Origin of the sequence: Streptomyces silaceus, from assembly GCF_001419745.1 — a bacterium.
In the GTDB taxonomy this organism is placed as follows: domain Bacteria; phylum Actinomycetota; class Actinomycetes; order Streptomycetales; family Streptomycetaceae; genus Streptomyces; species Streptomyces silaceus.
The window spans coordinates 1-19,039 of the sequence record NZ_LIRJ01000387.1; the positions used below are offsets into that span (position 1 = coordinate 1).

Sequence of the window (19,039 nt, forward strand, 5' to 3'; positions counted from 1 at the left end):
GCCGTCGCGCAGCACGGTGACGGCGTCGCACACCTCGTACAGCTCGTCGAGGCGGTGACTGACGTAGATCACCGCGATGCCGCGCTCCCGCAGCATGCGGATGACCCCGAACAGGGTGCGGACTTCGCGGGGTTCGAGGGACGAGGTGGGCTCGTCCATCACCACGACGCGCGCGTCGACCGAGACCGCGCGGGCCAGCGCCACCATCTGCTGGGCGCCGACGCCCAGTTCGCGCAGCGGGCGGCGCACGTCGACGCGGATGCCGAGGCCCCGCAGTGCCTCGTCGGCCTCCCGGTGCATCCGCCCGAAGTCGATCAGGCCGAGGCGTCCGCGCGGCTCGCGGCCCAGGAAGAGATTGCGGGCCACGCTCATCAGGGGGACGAGGTTGACCTCCTGGTAGATGGTGGAGATGCCCGCGTGCTGGGCTTCGAGCGGCGTCGAGAACGCCACCGGGCGGCCGTCGTACGTCACCTCGCCCGCGTCCGGCCGGTACACCCCCGTCAGGACCTTGATGAGCGTGGACTTGCCCGCGCCGTTCTCGCCGATCAGCGCGTGCACCTCGCCCGCGCGTGCGGTGAAGTCGACCCCGTCCAGGGCGCGCACGCCCGGGAACGTCTTGGTCAGACCGGTCACTGACAGCACGTCAGTACGCCTTGCCGAGATCCGACTTCGCGTTCTTCTTCGTGTACGCGCTGTCCTTGATGACGATGTCCTGCGCCACCTTCTCGCCCTTGGTGAACCGGTCCAGGGTCTGGAAGGCGAGCGGGCCGAAGCGGGGGTTGGACTCGATGACGCCGTCGATCCAGCCGTCGACGATGCCGCGCACGGCGTTCTTCGTGCCGTCGATCGTCACGATCTTGACGTCACCGGCCTTCTTGCCCGCGCCCTTGAGTGCGTTGACGGCGCCGAGGCCCATCTCGTCGTTCTCGGCGTAGATCCCGGTGATGTCGGGCTTGGACTGGATGAGCTGCTCGGTGACCTGCTGGCCCTTCTCGCGGGCGAACTCGCCGGTCTGCTTGAAGACGACCTTCAGGTCCGGGGCCTTCTCCTTGATGCGCTCCTCGAAGCCCTTGGTGCGCTCGGTGGTGACGTTGTTGCCCGCGGCGCCGAGCAGGATCGCTATCTTGCCCTTGCCGCCGGTGGTCTCGATCATCCGGTCCGCGGCCCGGCGGCCCTGCTCGACGAAGTCGGAGCCGATGAAGCTCACGTAGTCCTTGCAGGCGGTCGCGTTGATCTTGCGGTCGATGGTGACGATCGGGATGTGCTTGGCGCCCGCCGCGCGCAGTACCGGCTCCCAGCCGTCGGAGTTGAGCGGGGCGATGACGAGCAGGTCGGCGCCCTTGGCGATGAGGTCCTGCACGTCGCTGATCTGCTTGGAGAACTGCGACTGGGCGTTGGCGGTGAGCAGCTTGACGCCCCGCTTCTCCGCCTCGGCCCGGATGGAGGCCGTCTCCGCGATGCGGAACGGATTGGCCTCCTTCTCGGACTGCGAGAACCCCACGGTCGCGTTCCTCAGGTCCAGCCTCTCGCCGCCGTACGCGTCGATCGCGCAGGTCTTCCCGCCGTCACCGCCGGAGGAGACCTCCTGCCCGGCGTCGGCCCGGTCCTGCGCGGCGCTGCTGTCACCGGAGGCGTCGTCCTCGGACTTCGCGCAGCCGGCGGCGAACACCAGGCTCGCGGCGAGGCCGGCGGCGGCCAGGGTCCTCGCGGAGGTACGGCTGAGGAGTGTGGTCTTCATTGGAGTCCCCAAAACGGCACGGCCCGGCACTGAGAGCGCTCACGGGAGAGACGGCACTTGCGGTCAACTCGGCGGTACGGGGAGCTTTTTACATCGTTGAAAGGGGGCTGTAAACCCTCCGCGCAGTCTTCGCCCGCCGGTGGGGGCCGGGGCGCGCGGGGCGCGCGCTCAGCGCCGGCCCAGCGTGCTCTCCCGCTCCACCAGCCGGAAGTCCGCTGTGAGTTCGCGTCCGGCGGGCTCCTTCGGGTGGGCCAGGCTGTGCAGCAGCGACTCGACCGCGAGGCGTGCGATGGCCTGCTTGTCGGGTGCCACCGTGGTGAGCGTGACGGCACCGAACTGCCCCTCGGCGATGTCGTCGAAACCCACCACCGCCACGTCCCACGGCACGCGCAGACCGCGCTCGTGCAGCACCCGCATCGCGCCGATCGCCACCAGGTCGTTGTACGCGAACACCGCGTCGGGCCGCACCCCCGCGTCCAGCATCCGCGCCATCGCCTTCGCGCCGTCCCAGCGGTCCCAGCCGCCGACGGGCCCCACCAGGCTCTCCGGCGCGGGTATCCCGGCCGCCGCCAGCTCCTCGCGCCAGCCCGCGAGGCGCAGGTGGGCGGGGCGGTTGGCGGAGTCCGTGCGGGCGCCGAGGAAGGCGATGCTGGTGCGGCCGCGGCCGATGAGGTGGCGCACCGCGGTGCGGCTCGCGGCGACGTTGTCGATCGCGATGTGGTCGTAGGGCAGGTCGTACTCGCGCTCGCCGAGCAGCACCAGCGGCACGTCGTCCTCGCGCCCGCGCAGGTCCTCCGACTCCAGCTCCAGCGGGCTGAGGATCAGCCCGTCGATCACCCGCGCCCGGAAGCCCTGGCTGACCAGGACCTCCTGCTCACGGGTGCCGCGGGTGTGGTCGAGCAGGACGGTGAAGTCGTGCTCGGCGGCGGCGTCGATGACGGCGCCCGCGAGCTCGGCGAAGTACGGGTTGCCGAGCTCGGGGACGGCCAGGGCGATGATGCCGGTGCGGCCCTTGCGCAGATGACGTGCCGTCAGGTTCGGCCGGTAGCCGAGCTCGTCGATGGCCTCCTGCACGCGGGCCCGCATCGCCGGGGTGACGTGCTGATAGTTGTTCACCACGTTCGAGACGGTCTTGATCGAGACGCCCGCGCGCTCCGCGACGTCCTTGAGGCTTACCCGCACTGCATCTCCCTGCGTCGGTGACCGCCCCGGTCGTCCGGGGCGTTCGTCATGGCCCTGGACAGCGCGCCGGAGGGCGTGCTGTCATGCCAACTGCCGTTCCTTCCAACGTTGTACAGATTCGTTGTACAGACTGCAGCGACGTGCCGCCACCCTTCCTCACCAAGGAGGATCCGTGCGCATCAGACGACATCCCGGAAGTCCCGAGAGCCCCGGAAGCTCCAGAAGGCCCGTGAGCCCCACAAGTCCCGGAAGACCCCACAGCCCCGGACGCCTCGGCAGGCGTCTGGCCCTGCTGCTCGCGGCGGCCCTCGGCGTCGCGGGCCTGACCTCGGTCCCCGCCGCGACCGCCGTCGACGACCCGGTCGGGATCCACGGGCTCAAGGGGGAGTACTACACCCAGTCCGCCCCCGGCGCCTTCGACTTCGACGAGCTCAAGGCCACCGGACTCGACCCGAACATCGACTTCGGCAACCTGGAGTCGCGCCTGAAGGCCACCACCGGACAGGCCGACGACGTCAGTGTCCGCTGGACCGGCAGCGTCGTGCCCGAGAAGAGCGGCGCCACCACCTTCTCGATGACCGGCGACAACGGCTTCCGCCTCTGGGTCGACGGCAGGCTCGCCATCGACCACTGGCAGGACGACTGGGACAAGGAACAGACCAGCGAGCCGGTCGAGTTGGAGGCCGGCAAGGCCTACGACATCAAGGTCGAGTACTTCGAGCACTACGGCGGCTCCAACCTGCGCCTGAGGTGGACGCCGCCGGGCGGCGAGAAGAAGGCCGTCCCGCGCACCGCCCTGCGCATCCCCGCCGACTTCGACTACGACGGCGCCATCGACGCCACCGTTCTGAAGGACGGCCGCAGCCTCAAGCTGGACTTCGCCCAGAGCCTCGCCGCCCCGCCGGCCGGACTCGCCGACCACCTCGACGCCGTCATCGGCGGCGCCAAGTGGCCGCTCGGCACGGTCAAGGCAGACCCCGCCGACGACCGCAGCCTGCTCGTCGCCCTGAAGGCACCCGTCGTCGGCAAGAAGGGCGGCAACGCCCCCGGTCTCGCCGACATCCGCTACGACGGCAAGGGCGGTCTGAGCGGCACGGACGGCAAGGCCGTCGGCCAGTTCTGGACCAGCGGCCCCAACCACTCCGAGCACCAGCTGCGCACCAAGTGGGCCGACGACGTCACGCCCGGCAACGCGCACCGCGAGTACCCCCGGCCGCAGCTCAAGCGCACCGACTGGCAGAACCTCAACGGCTCCTGGCAGTTCGCCGCGGCCAAGGCCGGCGAGAAGCCGCCGGTCGGCAGGAAGCTCGCGGAGAAGATCCTGGTGCCCTACCCCGTGGAGTCCCAGCTCTCCGGCGTCGAGCGGCACGAGGACCGCATGTGGTACCGCCGCACCTTCACCGTCCCCAAGGACTGGCGGATCGGGGGCGGCAAGCGGCTCAACCTCAACTTCGGCGCCGTCGACTGGCAGGCCGAGGTGTACGTCAACGGGACGAAGGTCACCGAACACAAGGGCGGTTACGACAAGTTCAGCGCCGATGTGACCGACGCCCTCAAGCCCGGCCGCACCCAGGAACTGATCGTCGGCGTGTACGACCCGACGGACGCGCAGAACGGCGAGAACCCGCCCGTCGGCAAGCAGCGCCTGGACCCCAGTGGCATCTGGTACACCCCGTCCTCCGGCATCTGGCAGACCGTGTGGCTGGAGCCGGTGGCCGCCGACCACGCGGACTCCCTCAGGATCACGCCGGATGTGCCGGGCCAGCAGGTCACCGTCGAGGCGCGCGGCGTGCGCGACGGCGTGCCGGTCACGGCGACCGCGTACGCGGGCGGCAAGAAGGTGGCCGAGGCCGGCGGGCGCACCGGGCAGCCGCTCCGGCTGAAGATCGCCGAGCCGCGCCTGTGGTCACCGGACGACCCGTTCCTGTACGACCTCAAGGTGCGCGTCGGCGAGGACCGCGTCACCAGCTACTTCGGGATGCGCTCGATCGCCGTCGAGAAGGTGAACGGCACCCCGCGCACGGTCCTCAACGGCAAGCCCGTCTTCCTGATGGCCACGCTCGACCAGGGCTTCTGGCCGGACGGCCTGCACACCGCGCCGAGCGAAGAGGCCCTCGCGTACGACCTGAAGATGCACAAGGCGATGGGCTTCAACTCCGTGCGCAAGCACATCAAGGTCGAGCCCGACCGCTGGTTCTACTGGGCCGACCGCCTCGGCCTGCTCGTCTGGCAGGACATGCCGTCGATGGAGGCGGGCCGCACCCCGGACACCGCCGCCCGCGCCCAGTACGAGCGCGAGATGAAGCAGATGATCGACGAGCACGCGAGCAGCCCGTCGATCGTCATGTGGGTCACCTTCAACGAGGGCTGGGGCCAGTACGACGTGGGCCGCGTCGCCGAGCAGGCGAAGTCCTGGGACCCGACCCGACTGGTCAACAACATGTCCGGGCTCAATCTGGGCGCCGACGGACAGGCCGGCGACATCATGGACGAGCACGGCTATCCGAGCCCGGCCCTGCCACCGCGCCCGGACGGCGAACGCGCCCTGGTGAGCGGCGAGTACGGCGGTCTCGGGCTCGCGGTGCCCGGCCACGCCTGGGCGGTGCAGCAGAGTTACGTCGACGTGGACCCGGCGACGTATACGGACGACTACATCGCCAAGCTCGACGAGGTGCGGGCCCTCGCCTGCAAGGGCGACAACGGCGCCGTCTACACCCAGATCACGGATGTGGAGGGCGAGTTGAACGGTCTGCTCACCTATGACCGCAAGGTCGTCAAGCCGGACGTGCAGCGGGTGAAGGCGGCGCACGAAGCGCTGATCCGCGACGCGTCGCAGGCCACGGTGCCGGGCTGCGCACGCTCCTGATCCACGAGGTCTCCGGTCCGCCGCCCGGCGGGCCGGAGACCGCCGCGCGTACCGCGCCCTCCTGATCCGCCGACTGCCGCACGACCCTTGACGGGTACACACCGACGACCGAAGAATGATCGCGAAGCGGTCTCTGACAACGTTGTCCAAGGCCCTCGTGGAGGGCTTTCGAGGAGGCGTCCCCACCCATGAGATGGACCCAACGGCTGCGCGGCGCGGGGACGGTGGCGGCGGTGGCCGCGCTCCTCGGCGGCGGGCCCGCCCTTCCCTCGGCCCAGGCGGACGCCCCGCGCTCCGCCGGCCGTCTCACCGATCTGGTCAACCCGTTCATCGGCACCGAGAACGAGGGCAACACCTATCCGGGCGCCGCCGTCCCCTTCGGCATGGTGCAGTTCTCGCCCGACACCGGGCACAACACCGGCTACGACCACTCCGACACCCACATCCGCGGCTTCTCCGCCGTCCATCTCTCGGGCGTCGGCTGCGGGCTCGGCGGCGATCTTCCGGTGCTGCCCACGACGGGCGACGTGACGGAGACCGACTACGCCAAGTACGCGGCCGAGTTCAGCCACGACGACGAGAGCGCGGGCCCCGGCCGCTACCGGGTCGGGCTCAAGGGCGGCATCGAGGCCGAGCTGACGGCGACGAAGCGCACGGGTGTCCAGCGCTACACCTTCCCCGCCACGGACAAGGCCAACGTCCTGCTGAACGCGGGCCAGTCGCTGCACAAGACCGTGCGGACGAAGGTCGAGGTCCTCGACAGCCGCACCGTGCGCACCTCCCTCACCGGCCGTGGCTTCTGCCAGGACACCGAGCCGTATACGGTCCACACCATCACCCGCTTCGACCGGCCCTTCACGACGTCGGGCACCTGGAAGGGCGCCGAGGTCACCGAGGGGGCGAAGGAGACGTCGGCGGGGGAGGAGCGCACGGGCGCGTTCGTCCGCTTCGACACGACGAAGGACCGCACCGTCGAGGCCACCACCGCGCTCTCGTACGTCGACGCCGCCGGCGCGGCCCGCAACCTCCGCGCGGAGGGCGGCCGTTCGTACGACCGGGTGGCGGACGCCGCGCGCGACGCGTGGGAGGACCGGCTGGACGACGTGCGGGTGCGCGGCGGCAGCGAGACCGCGCGCCGCACGTTCTACTCGTCGCTGTACCGCTCCTTCCTCGCGCCGAACATCGGCAGCGACGTCGACGGCCGCTACACCGGCTGGGACCAGAAGACCCACCGCGCCAAGGGGTTCACGTACTACCAGAACTGGTCGCTGTGGGACACCTACCGCACCCAGGCCCAGCTCCTCGCCCTCCTCGCGCCGCGTGAGTCCCGCGACATGGCGCTCTCCGTCCTCAAGATCGACGAGGAGAGCGGCTGGCTGCCCAAGTGGGGCTACGGCACGGTCGAGACGAACATCATGACCGGTGACCCGGTCACGCCGTTCCTCACCAACGCCTACCAGCAGGGCCTGCTCAAGGGGTACGAGGAGCGGGCGTACCGCGCGCTCAAGAAGAACGCCGACGGGGTGCCGCCCGCCGGCTCCGCGCCCGTCGGACGCGAGGCGAACAAGGAGTATCTGGCCGAGGGCTTCGCCCCGTTCGTGAAGGGGCGCCCGCACGCCAAGCCCGGCGACTCCGACTACGACCACGGCGCCTCCGCGACGCTCGAATACGCCCTGTCGGACGCGATGCTCGGCCGGATGGCGCGCGACCTCGGCCACGAGGCGGACGCGAAGCGCTACGCCGCGCGGGCGCAGAACTACCGCAGGATCTTCGACCCCTCGACCGGCTTCTTCCGCGCGCGGGACGCCTCCGGGGCCTTCACCGGACCCGCCGACCCGGCCAAGAGCGAGGGCTTCCACGAGGGCACGTCCTGGCAGTACCAGTGGCTGGTGCCGCAGGACCTGCCCGGCATGGTCGGGCTGATCGGCGGCAAGAAGGCCGCGACCGAGCGGCTCGACTCCTTCTTCGCCTACGAACAGCTCCTGAGGGACCCCGCGAAGACCGCCCGCGAGGTGTGGGTCAACGGCCCCTACGACTACTACAACGCCGACAAGTACAACCCCCAGAACGAGCCGGACCTCATCGCTCCGTACACGTACCTCTCGACGGGCCAGCCGTGGAAGACCACCGACGTGGTGCACGCCGCGCTCACGCTCTTCACGGACACGCCGACCGGTATGACCGGCAACGACGACCTCGGCACGATGTCCGCCTGGAACGTGCTGTCCTCGATCGGCGTCTTCCCGGTCCAGCCGGGCACCGACACCTGGGGCCTGTCGACACCCGTCTTCGACCGCGTGGACCTGCGCCTCGACCGCCGCTACTACCCGCGCGGCGCGCTGACCGTGCGGGCGCCCGGCACCTCGGCCGACAAGCGCTACATCCAGTCGGCGCGCGTGGACGGCGTCGACCGGGACGCGACGTACCTCACCACCGACGACATCCGCGACGCCCGCGAACTCTCCTTCACGGTCGGCGAGAAGCCGTCCGGCTGGGGGACGTCGGAGGGAGCCGCGCCGCCGCCCCTCACCTGACGCCGGTGGTTCGCTTTTGCACCACATGAGCCACTCAAGACCCGCCACTCACGGAGTGGCGGGTCGTCATCTGTTGTTAACTCAGCGTAGCTTGATCGTACTTGACCGTAGTTGCTCTCGGCGGTTGACTTCTCGTTCGCCATCCCCTGCATCGTCCTCGACGCGAGAGCGATCCCCTTGACTACATCGCCTGCTGACACCTCTGACCTGCTCGCACCCCTCGATCTGGCGTTCTGGAACATAGAGACCGCCGAACACCCCATGCATCTGGGGGCACTCGGCGTCTTCGAGGCCGACGGGCCCCACGCGGCGCAGCACGCCACCGGGCTCCTCGCGGCCCGCGCGGAGGCCGTCCCGGGGCTTCGCATGCGCATACGTTCCGTCTGGCTCCCGGTCGGCGGGGCGACGCGCGTGCCCGTGCCCGCCTTCGACCCGCTGGAGCACGTGCGGCTCGCGGAGCCCGTGGCGGACTTCCACGCCGCGGCGGGCGAGCTGATGCGGCGGCAGCTGGACCGCGAACGGCCGCCGTGGGAGGCCCACGTGCTGCCGGGCGCCGACGGCACGTCCTTCGCGGTGCTGTTCAAGTTCCACCACGCCCTCGCCGACGGGCTGCGCGCGCTGACCCTCGGGGCCGCCCTCCTCGACCCCGCCGACCTGCCGCCCTCTCGGCCGCGCCCGCCCGCTCCCGCCGCCTCCCGCTGGGCCCTCGCCGACCCGCGCCGGCTGCCCGGACTCGTCCGCGGCACCGCCGCCGAGGTGGGCCAGGCCCTCGGCATCGGCACCTCCGTGGCCCGCGCGACGCTCGGGGCGCGCTCCTGCGACGCGCTGACCTCGTCGGCCACCGGCACCCGCCGCACCGCCGGCGTCGTCCTCGACCTCGACGACGTCCACCAGGTGCGCAAGGCGGTCGGCGGCACCGTCAACGACGTGCTGATCGCCGTGGTCGCCGGGGCCCTGCGCCGCTGGCTCGACGAGCGCGGCGACTGCAGCGAGGGCGTCGAGCCGCGCGCCCTGGTGCCCGTCTCACGGCGCCGCCCGCGCTCCGCGCAGCCGCCCGGCAACCGGCTCTCCGGCTATCTGGTCCGCCTGCCGGTCAGCGACGAGGACCCGCTGGTCAGGCTGCGGCGCGTGCGCACCACCATGGACCGCAACAAGGAAGCGGGCCCCGAGCGCGGCGCGGGCGCGGTGGCGCTGCTCGCCGAGCACGTGCCGCCCCTCGGCCACCGGCTCGGCGGCCCCCTCGTCGCCCAGGCCGCCCGGCTGCTCTTCGACATCCTCGTCACGAGCGTCCCGCTGCCGGGGATCGCGCTGCGGCTCGGCGGCTGCCGGCTCGCCGAGGTCTACCCCTTCGCGCCGCTCGCCCAGGGGCAGTCGCTCGCCGTCGCCGTCTCCACCTACCGGGGCCGGGTCCACTTCGGGCTGATCGCGGACGCCACCGCCGTGCCCGATCTGGAGCTCCTCGCGCAGAGCGTCCTCGACGAGATCGACGCCCTCGTCGCGGTGTGCGCGAACGGCGCGGGTTTGGTGACGGGGCCCGGCCTTTCGTAAAGTTGCGCTTTTGGAGCTCCCGCGGACCACCAGATGCGCCGCGGCACGGAATGACGCGAGGACAGCGGCGATGACGGTGACAGACGAAAGCCAGGAGGGGACCGTCACGTACGGCCCCGGCATCGACCCGGACCGTCTCGCCGTCTGCCTCAGCGTGCTCGACGAGCTCGACAAGCTGGACGTCGACCACCCGGACGCCATCGCCGTGCGCCGGGCCACGGCCGGGATCTACCGCACGGTGAAGCAGCGCCGCCGCCAGGAGCGCCGCGCCGCCAAGACCGCCCACGACAAGGCGGTCACGGAGGCCACCGCGACCGGCTCCGCCCAGCGCATCGACGACGAGACCGAGGGCCTGCTGCCGTCCTCGCAGACGCAGGAGGGCCGGATCGCGGGGATACTCCAGCGCCCGCGCTCCTGCTACACCTGCAAGACCCGGTACGTGGAAGTCGACTACTTCTACCACCAGCTCTGTCCCGACTGCGCCCGCCTGAACCGGGAGAAGCGGGACGCCCGCGCCGACCTCAGCGGCAAGCGCGCCCTGCTCACCGGCGGCCGCGCCAAGATCGGCATGTACATCGCGCTGCGCCTGCTGCGCGACGGCGCCCACACGACGATCACGACGCGCTTCCCCAAGGACGCCATCCGCCGCTTCACGGCCATGGACGACTCGGCGGACTGGCTGCACCGCCTGGAGGTCGTCGGCATCGACCTGCGCGACCCGGCCCAGTCCGTGGAGCTCGCCGAGCGGCTGGCCGCGGCGGGCCCGCTGGACATCCTGATCAACAACGCGACGCAGACCGTGCGCCGCCTGCCCTCCGCGTACGCCGCGCTGGTCGACGGCGAGAGCGCGCCGCTGCCCGCCGGGGAGCTGCCCGCCCACTCCGTCATCGGCGCCTTCAACTCCGGCGCGGTCGACGGCCTGGCCGCCCTGCCCGTCGGCACCAGCGGCCTGGACGCGCAGAAGGTCGCCGACCTCGCGCTCGTCGCGGGCAACGCCAGCGTCGCCCGGCACCTGGACGGCACGGCCATCGACGCGGGCGGCCTGGTCCCGGACGTCGTCGACACCAACACCTGGGTGCAGACCATCGAGCAGATCTCGCCGGTGGAGCTGCTCGAGACCCAGCTGTGCAACTACACCTCGCCGTTCATCCTCATCAGCGCGCTGCGCCGGTCGATGGCCGAGGCCGCGAAGAAGGCGTCGAGCGGCCGTTCCTACGTCGTGAACGTCTCGGCGATGGAGGGCGTCTTCGGCCGCGGCTACAAGGGCGCGGGCCACCCGAACACGAACGCGGCGAAGGCCGCGATGAACATGGTGACGCGGACCAGCGCCCAGGAGATGTTCCAGACCGACGGCATCCTCATGACCTCGGTCGACACCGGATGGATCACCGACGAGCGTCCGCATTACGACAAACTGCGGCTGGCCGAGGAGGGCTTCCACGCCCCGCTCGACCTGATCGACGGCGCCGCCCGCGTATACGACCCGGTCGTGCGCGGCGAGGCCGGCGAGGACGTGTACGGCGTCTTCCTGAAGGACTACGCGCCCGGCAAGTGGTGACGGCGGGGGCCGAGCGGCCTCCGAGGGCTGTTGGGGCCCGTCGTCCGCGGTGCGCGAGCACCGGCGGACGACGGGCCCTTTTTCGTGCGGGTGACGGTCACTTTTCCGCCTGTGTCGCGTGGGTGCGGCGCGCAGTTGACGGAAGGAGCCCCTTTTCCCGGCCCGCCTCGTCCTTGGTTGTCCGGAATCAGCCCCCTGTCTTTTGAGCCCCATCGAGCGCGGGTCCGCTCATTTGGTTACCCTGAGGCGACAGGCGGTCATCAGGGAGCCACAAGCCTTCCTCGGCCGCCCGGGGACAGGCCGGCGACCACCGGCCGCGGTCCCGCCCCGATCCGGCGCCACCGCGACCGAGCTGCCCTGACCTTCCGTTACGCGACACAAAGGAGTGCGCGGTGACACCAGATCTGACGAAGCACGAAAAGCGACCCGCGGAACGCGGCGGCGAGCGGGCCGGCAGGCCCGCGAAGCTCCGCAACCTGGAGGCGTGGGCCAAGGCGGCCCCGATCCGTCTGGCCGGGTACGAGGACGACCTCGCCGAGCCGCACATCCTCCCCGGCATCGACTGATCCGACGCCGGTCCGGTTCCGCACCGGTCCGCTTCGCCTGATGTGCCCCCGGCCGACGACGGCCGGGGGCACAGGTGTGTCCGCGGGCCTCCGGCGGGCCTAGGCGCCGGCTAGTGCGGCGTCCCACCCGTGCCCGAGGAGGGCGAAGGCGGCGTCCACCGCGCCCACGGGGTCGTCGCTGCGGTGGGCGAGGGCCGAGGCCTCCAGGGCGAAGTGGGCGAGGGCGGCGCACGCGTGGTCGTCGGGGGCCCGGCCGGCGTCCTCGGCGATGGCGTGCGCGAGGGCGTCCTGGTGGCGCATCCACATGCGGTGGCCGTAGCGGCTCAGGGCGGGCGTGCCGTTCACGAGGTCCACGAAGGCGGTGAACCGCGTGTCGGAGTCCGCGCCGCCGACGCGGGCGCGCTTCACGTACGCGCACAGGGCCTCGGGGACGGACTGCCCGGCCGCGCGGTCCCGCACGGCGGCGACGAGCCCGGCCTCGTGCTCGGCGTCCTCGTCGAAGACGAGGGCCTCCTTGGCGGGGAAGTGCTTGAGCAGCGTGGTCGTCGACACGTCCGCGGCCTCGGCGACGTCGCGGATGGTCACGTGGTCGTAGCCGTGCTCGAGGAACAGCTTCAGGGCCGCGTCGGCCAGTGCCTGACGGGTTGCGGCCTTCTTGCGCTCGCGGCGCCCGACGGTTGCGGTCATACGGGCATCGTACAGAAAGCTGCCCAAAGCAAAAAGTTGCCTCGTTGCACTTTTTGGGTCGGTGTGCTTTTCTGGAACGGGTCGGCCGTGTGGCGGTCGGCGGAACCTGCCGTGACCCACGGCGCGGACGAAGGCGGGCCGCCAGGCGCGGCCCCGGCCCGAAAGAGAACAGGTACAGCCATGACCTCCCCTCCTCGCATCGCGATCGTCGGCGCCGGCCCCGGCGGCCTGATCTGTGCCCGGGTGCTGCAGCGCCACGGCATCCCCGTCACCGTCCACGACCTGGACGCCTCGCGGGGCGCCCGGGACCAGGGCGGCACGCTCGACATGCACCCCGGCTCCGGGCAGGAGGCGCTGCGCGCCGCCGGGCTCTGGGACGACTTCCGCTCCCTGGCCCGCCCCGAAGGGCAGCGGATACGCCTGTTCGGCCGGGACGGCGGCCTCCTGTTCGACGCGAAGCCGGACGCGGCGGACCCCGCCGAGGGCAACCCGGAGATCGACCGGGGCGTGCTGCGCGGGCTCCTGGTCGACTCCCTCGAACCCGGCACCGTGCGCTGGGGGCACAAGCTCACCCGCGCCGAGCCGCTCGGCGTCGACGGTGCCCACCGGCTGCACTTCGCCGACGGCACCACGGCCGACACCGACCTCGTCGTCGGCGCCGACGGGGCCTGGTCCGCGGTGCGTCCGCTGCTGTCCGGCGCCCGGCCCGCGTACACCGGCGTCACCTTCGTCGAGACGGGCCTCGACGACGCCGACCGGCGCCACCCGCGGCTCGCCGCCCTGACCGGCGAGGGCACGATGATGGCCCTCGACGGCCATCAGGGCATCGTCGCCCAGCGCAACGGCGGCGGACACGTCCGCGTCTACGTCGGCATGCGCACCGACGAGGACTGGCACCGGCGCCGGGGCCTCGACCTCGCCGACACCGACGCCGTGCGCACGGCCCTCCTGGGAGAATTCGACGGCTGGAGCGCCGAGTTGCTCGGCTTCATCGCCGACACGGACACGGGCTACGTCAACCGGCCCCTGTATGCCCTGCCCGTCCCGCACGCCTGGCCCCGCACCCCGGGCGTCACGCTCCTCGGCGACGCCGCGCACCTGATGTCGCCGATCTCCGGCATGGGCGCCAACCTCGCCATGCTCGACGGAGCCGACCTCGCCCGCGCCCTCGTCGACGAGCCCACGGTCGACGGCGCCCTCGCCGCGTACGAGAAGGTCCTCCTGCCCCGCTCCGCGGAGGCCGCCGCGGGAGCCGCCGAGGGCATCGCGGGCGCCTTCGCGCCCGACAGCGCCGAGACGACCCTCGCGCACATGACGCGGCACCACTGAGCGGACCCGTCGCACCGCTGACCGGATGCGCCGGATTGATCGGAGGTCGTGAGCACGAGGGCGGCGCAAATGTCCAACGCCCCGGGGTGCACGATGCATTGACACCCTTCTGGGGCGCTTGAATCATCGGACCTCATGACCGAACTGCGTTCGTTCCTCGTGCCTCGGATGTCCCTGCGGCGCCGGCTGTCCCAGGGAGCCGGCCGCGCGGCGCCGCGCGGGGCGGGGACGTCGTGATCGACGTCGACCGCGCCCGGACCCCGCTCGGCGCCGAGGGCTATGAACTCCGCGCGGGCGCACGCCTGGAGATCACCGGTGCCCGCGAGAGAGGCGCCTTCTACGGCACCCGCACCCTGCTCCAGCTCCTCGCCCAGGGCGACCGCGTACCGGCCGGGCGGACCGTCGACGTGCCGCGCTACAAGGAGCGCGGCGTCGGCGTCTGCGCCTGCTACATCAACATCTCCACGCCCTGGCTGGAGAACCTCGTGCGCGACATGGCGTACCGCAAGCAGAACCAGCTGCTCCTGGAGCTCAAGGTCAAGAGCGATCGCCACCCCGAGGCCAACTCCTGGGGCTACTACACCAAGAGCGAGATGAAGCGTCTCGTGGCGCTCGGCGAGAGGTACCACGTCACGATCATCCCGGAGATCAACTCGCCCGGCCACCTGGACCCATGGCTGGAGAAGCGCCCCGACCTGCAGCTCACCGACTCCGAGGGCACCCCGCAGCCCTCGCGCCTCGACATCACCAAGGACGCGGCCTTCGACTACTACAAGAGCCTCGTCGACGAGTACGCCGAGGTCTTCCCCGCCACCTCCTGGCACATGGGCGCCGACGAGTACATGCTCGGCTCCGACTTCGCCAAGTATCCGCACATCCTGGAGTATGCGAAGAAGAAGTACGGCGAGCACGCCACCCCGCAGGACGCCTTCATCGACTTCGTGAACCGCGTCCACGCCTACGCGGCCGACCAGGGCAAGCGGTTGCGGATCTGGAACGACGGTCTGACCGGCGCGCACACCGTCCCCGTCGCGCCCGGCACGACCGTCGAGCACTGGCTGGACGTGCGGACCAGGCCCAGCGAACTCATCGCGCAGGGGCATCCGTTGATGAATGCCGCCTACTCCCTCTACCTCGTGCGCGGCGGCTTCCACACCGACACCGCGAAGCTCTACGACCAGCGCTGGGACCCGCGCAGCTTCGAGGGCGAGAAGCTCGCCTCCCGCGACGGCATCACCGGCGCCAAGATCAGCCTCTGGCCCGACAACGGCCGCGGTGAGACCGAGAACGAGGTCGCGGCCACGGCGGCGGTGCCGCTCGCCCACATCGCGCAGGTCACCTGGGGCTCCGCCCACCCGAACCCGACGTACACCGCCTTCACCGAGCGCGCCGCGTCCGTCGGACACGCGCCCGGTTGGCGCGACCTGACGAAGGTGCCGGTCGCCGACGGGACGTACACCCTGCGCGACACCCGGGGGCGCGCCGTGCCCCTCGGCGTCGAGCTGAAGCGCACCGCCGACGGATACGTGACGCTGAGGACCACGACCGGCGGGAAGTGCCTGGAGACCCGCAGCGGCAGGCTCACGCTCAACGTGCCGCTCCAGCCCGGCACGGCCGTGACCCAGGAGACCTGCGCCGCGGCGAACACGCTGCAGCGCTGGGAGCTGACACGGCAGGCCGGGGGATTCCGGCTCACCAACGCCATCACGCGCATGGCCGCCCACGTCACCGCCGGCGGAAGGCTCCTCCAATACCCGGCCGACCAACAGCGGCCCGCCGTATGGACGTTGACCGCAAGCTGACCCCGAGACCCAGGGAGAGTCACACCCCCATGACCGTCAGCAGACGCCTCTTCATGGCCGCCGCCGTCACCACGGCCGTCGCCGCGTCGAGCACCACGCTCGCCCCGGCCGCCGCCACCCGCCCCGGTGGCGCCGCACCGCCCTTCCGCATCCCCGTCGGCCCCGGCGACTCGCCCGAGCGACTCGTCGCCAAGGCCTCCCAAGTCCGGCCCACCGCACGGCAGATCGCCTGGCAGAAGCTGGAGCAGACCGCGTTCCTGCACTTCGGCGTGAACACCTTCACCGGCCTCGAATGGGGCACCGGTGACGAGGACCCGGACCTCTTCCGGCCGAGCGGGCTCGACACCGACCAGTGGGCGCGCGCCCTGCGCGACGGCGGCTTCAGGCTTGCCGTCCTCACCGTCAAGCACCACGACGGCTTCGTCCTCTACCCCTCGCGCTACACCAAGCACAGCGTGGCGAGCAGCAGTTGGCGCGGCGGCAAGGGCGACGTGCTGCGGTCCTTCGCCGATTCCCTGCGCCGGTACGGCATCAAGGTCGGCGTGTACATCTCGCCCGCCGACGAGAACCAGTACCTCGACGGGGTCTACGCCAACGGCAGCAAGCGCGCCCCGCGCATCATCCCCACCCTCCTCCCCGACGACGACCGGGCCGCCGAGAGGCCGCGCTCCTTCACGCTGGACGCCACGGACTACGGCGCCCACATGCTCAACCAGCTCTACGAAGTGCTCACCGAGTACGGACCTGTCGACGAGGTGTGGTTCGACGGCGCGCAGGGCCGCATCCCGCCGGACAAGGTGGAGACGTACGACTGGGACAGCTGGTACACGCTGATCCGCGCGCTCGCCCCCGACGCCACCATGGCCGTGCGCGGCCCCGACGTGCGCTGGGTCGGCAACGAGGGCGGCCTGGCCCGCGAGGACGAGTGGAGCGTCGTCCCGGTCAAGGACTCCGGCAACGGAAGCATCGACTACGCCCTCAGGTACGACGCCCCCGACCAGGGCAGCCGCGAGGCGCTCGCCGAGGCGCGGTCCGTCGCCCAGTACCTCCAGTGGTGGCCCGCCGAGTGCGACGTGTCCATCAGGCCGGGCTGGTTCTACCACGAGGACCAACAGCCCAAGAGCGTCGAGGAGCTGACGGACATCTGGTTCCGTTCCGTGGGCCGCAACTCCGTGCTCCTGCTGAACATCCCGCCCGACAGGCGCGGCCTGCTGCCCGACGCGGACGTGGCCCGGCTGCGCGAGTTCCGCGAGCGGATCCGCAAGGAGCTGCCCAAGGACCTCGCGCGCGGCGTGCGGACCCGGCACGACCGCGCGGCCGGCACGGTCACCGTCGACCTCGGCCGGGCCCGCGGGGTCGACCGCATCCGCCTCGCCGAGGACATCCGGAGCGGCCAGCAACTGGAGAACGCGGTCGTCGAGGTGCGCGACGGCGACGGCTGGCGGACCGTGACGGAGGTCCGGACGGTGGGCGCGAGCCGCGTGGTGACACTCGCCGAGCCCGTCACGGCACGGTGGTGGCGGCTGCGCGTGACGCGGTCGCGGCGCACGGTACGGATCGCGGAGTTCGGCCTGTACCGGTCGGAGGTGTGAGGAAGCCGGGGTGACATGTGGGTGCGGGGACCCGCGGTGACATGTGCGGGAAAGCCGCGCGATGACATGTGAGGGAGAGCCCCGCACCGACGTGTGGGACAGAGCCCCGCTTCTCCCTCCGGTACAGAGCCCCGCGTTGACATGTGGGGGAGTGGGTGTCTGTAATGGTGCTCGTGCCGCGTGGCGCCGACCAAAGAGCAGTGGGCAGGTCGGCGATCGGGCGAGCACCTTCACTCAAGGACGACGCCTGTGGATACGTCGTGAGTTCACCTTGCAGGGCCTTCGCCTGACGCTCCGTCCGGTACCGCCGGGAGCGCGGGCCTCCGCCTGACCCGTGCGCCTTCGCCATGCCGTCACGCACACATGGCGCTCCCTCACCTTCACCGCGTACGACGCCCTCATGGCGTCCGGCGCGGTCCCGAACACCTCGTACGGAGATCTGACACCGTCATGCCCACACCCTTCAACCAGTCCGTCATCGACGAGTTCCGCGCCAACGAGGGCCGCGTCGGCGGCCCCTTCGAGGGCGGCGACCTCCTCCTGCTCACCACCACCGGCGCCCGGTCCGGCAAGCGGCACACCACCCCGCTCGGCTACGTCCGCGACGGCGGCCTGCTGCTGGTCGTCGGCTCCAACCTCGGCGCGCCGCACCACCCCGACTGGTACCGCAACGCCCTCGCCCACCCCACGGTGACCGTCGAGCTCGGCACCGAGGAGTTCGAGGCGATCGCCGTCCCCGCCGAGGGCGAGCGCCGTGACCGGCTTTTCCGACACGTGGTGGCCGCCGAGCCGGGATACGCCGACTACCAGGCGCGGACCAGCAGGGTCCTGCCGGTCGTCGTCCTGGATCGGCCCGCGCACGAGTCCGGCATCCCCGCCGAGGCCGACACCTTCGCGGACAAGATGGTGCAGGTCCACCTGTGGCTGCGCGGCCAGCTGCGGCACGTGCGCGAGGAGACCGACGCGTACTTCGCCGCGCTCGCCGCGCACCAGGGGCCGGGGACGCCGCCGGCACCCGGGCTCGGTCTCCAGATCCGGCAGCACTGCCTGGCGTTCTGCGACGCCCTGGAGTTCCACCACACCAGCGAGGACACGCATCTCTTCCCGGCGATGGCGGGCCACCACCCCGAACTGCGCGAGACCTTCGACCGGCTCGCCGAGGAACACCGGACGGTCGCCCGCATCCAGGGCGAGCTCGCGGCGCTCCTCGCGGACCTCGGCGGCACGGACCCGGAGCGCTTCCGCTCCGAGCTCGCCCGGATGTCCCGTCAGCTCACCGCCCACCTCGACTACGAGGAGGAGCACCTGCTGCCGATCCTGGCCGCGCTCCCGTGGCCTCCGGGACCGCCGGCGGCCTGACAGGGGCGCCGCTCGGGCGGTCTGTCGAGGCGCTCCTCGGGCGGTTTGTATCCGGTGTGTATCAGGGAGCGCTTGATCGCCCGTCGAATCGGCGGGCCGGGGCGTGGGGCGGGGCGGCCGCGCAGGCCGGGTGCGAGCGGGGTCACCCGTCCTGACCTGCGCATTCGCGGGGGATGGGGGATCCGGGGAGAGTGGTGATGAGCGGTGCGCGACGCGGTCGACGTGTCCGTTGTCTGCCGTATCGTTCCCGTGACTGCCCGGACTTCCCCGGCCCGCCC

12 protein-coding genes and 1 pseudogene are annotated in these 19,039 nt (G+C 71.6%); 9 read left to right on the forward strand and 4 right to left on the reverse strand.

Features of this window, described 5'->3' with window-relative positions; all coding sequences use genetic code 11:
• The 3 genes from AOK22_RS30850 to AOK22_RS30860 all read right to left on the reverse strand — a co-directional run.
• A partial coding sequence (locus AOK22_RS30850; protein WP_157872326.1) for an ATP-binding cassette domain-containing protein occupies window positions 1-642 on the reverse strand: 642 nt, incomplete at its 3' end.
• A gap of 1 nt (window position 643) precedes the next feature.
• Complete coding sequence (locus AOK22_RS30855; RefSeq protein WP_055702015.1) at window positions 644-1,738, reverse strand: ABC transporter substrate-binding protein; 1,095 nt, start codon at window positions 1,736-1,738, stop codon at window positions 644-646.
• A 168-nt stretch (window positions 1,739-1,906) separates the two neighbouring features.
• A complete protein-coding gene (locus tag AOK22_RS30860; RefSeq protein WP_055702016.1) occupies window positions 1,907-2,920 on the reverse strand; it encodes a LacI family DNA-binding transcriptional regulator in 1,014 nt (337 codons plus the stop codon).
• Window positions 2,921-3,149: 229 nt separating this feature from the next.
• Here AOK22_RS30860 and AOK22_RS30865 point away from each other — a divergent pair, with 229 nt between their 5' ends.
• From AOK22_RS30865 to AOK22_RS42020, 5 genes are all read left to right on the forward strand, one after another.
• Window positions 3,150-5,786, forward strand: a complete 2,637-nt coding sequence (locus AOK22_RS30865; RefSeq protein WP_055702017.1) for a glycoside hydrolase family 2 — start codon at window positions 3,150-3,152, stop codon at window positions 5,784-5,786.
• Between the two features lie 188 nt (window positions 5,787-5,974).
• On the forward strand, window positions 5,975-8,320 hold the full coding sequence (locus AOK22_RS30870) for a GH92 family glycosyl hydrolase (protein WP_055702018.1): 2,346 nt from the start codon (window positions 5,975-5,977) through the stop codon (window positions 8,318-8,320).
• Between the two features lie 177 nt (window positions 8,321-8,497).
• Window positions 8,498-9,868: a wax ester/triacylglycerol synthase family O-acyltransferase gene (locus AOK22_RS30875; protein WP_055702024.1), complete on the forward strand. Its 1,371-nt coding sequence runs from the start codon at window positions 8,498-8,500 to the stop codon at window positions 9,866-9,868.
• A 70-nt stretch (window positions 9,869-9,938) separates the two neighbouring features.
• The gene (locus tag AOK22_RS30880; RefSeq protein ID WP_055702019.1) at window positions 9,939-11,426 is read left to right on the forward strand and encodes an SDR family NAD(P)-dependent oxidoreductase; all 1,488 of its coding nucleotides are present in this window, start codon (window positions 9,939-9,941) and stop codon (window positions 11,424-11,426) included.
• 392 nt (window positions 11,427-11,818) lie between these two features.
• Window positions 11,819-11,992 carry a hypothetical protein gene (locus AOK22_RS42020; RefSeq protein WP_167357901.1) on the forward strand — a complete coding sequence of 58 codons (174 nt, stop codon included), beginning with the start codon at window positions 11,819-11,821 and terminating at the stop codon, window positions 11,990-11,992.
• 99 nt (window positions 11,993-12,091) lie between these two features.
• On the opposite strand, the gene AOK22_RS30885 is transcribed toward AOK22_RS42020, so the two are convergent.
• Window positions 12,092-12,679: a TetR/AcrR family transcriptional regulator gene (locus AOK22_RS30885; protein WP_055702020.1), complete on the reverse strand. Its 588-nt coding sequence runs from the start codon at window positions 12,677-12,679 to the stop codon at window positions 12,092-12,094.
• Window positions 12,680-12,859: 180 nt separating this feature from the next.
• Between AOK22_RS30885 and AOK22_RS30890 the strand changes: the two genes are divergently transcribed.
• From AOK22_RS30890 to AOK22_RS30905, 4 genes and pseudogenes are all read left to right on the forward strand, one after another.
• Window positions 12,860-14,008, forward strand: a complete 1,149-nt coding sequence (locus AOK22_RS30890) for an FAD-dependent oxidoreductase (RefSeq protein ID WP_055702021.1) — start codon at window positions 12,860-12,862, stop codon at window positions 14,006-14,008.
• A gap of 206 nt (window positions 14,009-14,214) precedes the next feature.
• Window positions 14,215-15,810 (forward strand): annotated as a pseudogene (locus tag AOK22_RS30895) (family 20 glycosylhydrolase); the annotation flags it as partial.
• A gap of 29 nt (window positions 15,811-15,839) precedes the next feature.
• Window positions 15,840-17,402 carry an alpha-L-fucosidase gene (locus AOK22_RS30900; RefSeq protein WP_055702022.1) on the forward strand — a complete coding sequence of 521 codons (1,563 nt, stop codon included), beginning with the start codon at window positions 15,840-15,842 and terminating at the stop codon, window positions 17,400-17,402.
• A gap of 450 nt (window positions 17,403-17,852) precedes the next feature.
• Window positions 17,853-18,761 carry a nitroreductase/quinone reductase family protein gene (locus AOK22_RS30905; protein WP_055702023.1) on the forward strand — a complete coding sequence of 303 codons (909 nt, stop codon included), beginning with the start codon at window positions 17,853-17,855 and terminating at the stop codon, window positions 18,759-18,761.
• Window positions 18,762-19,039 lie beyond the last annotated feature (278 nt).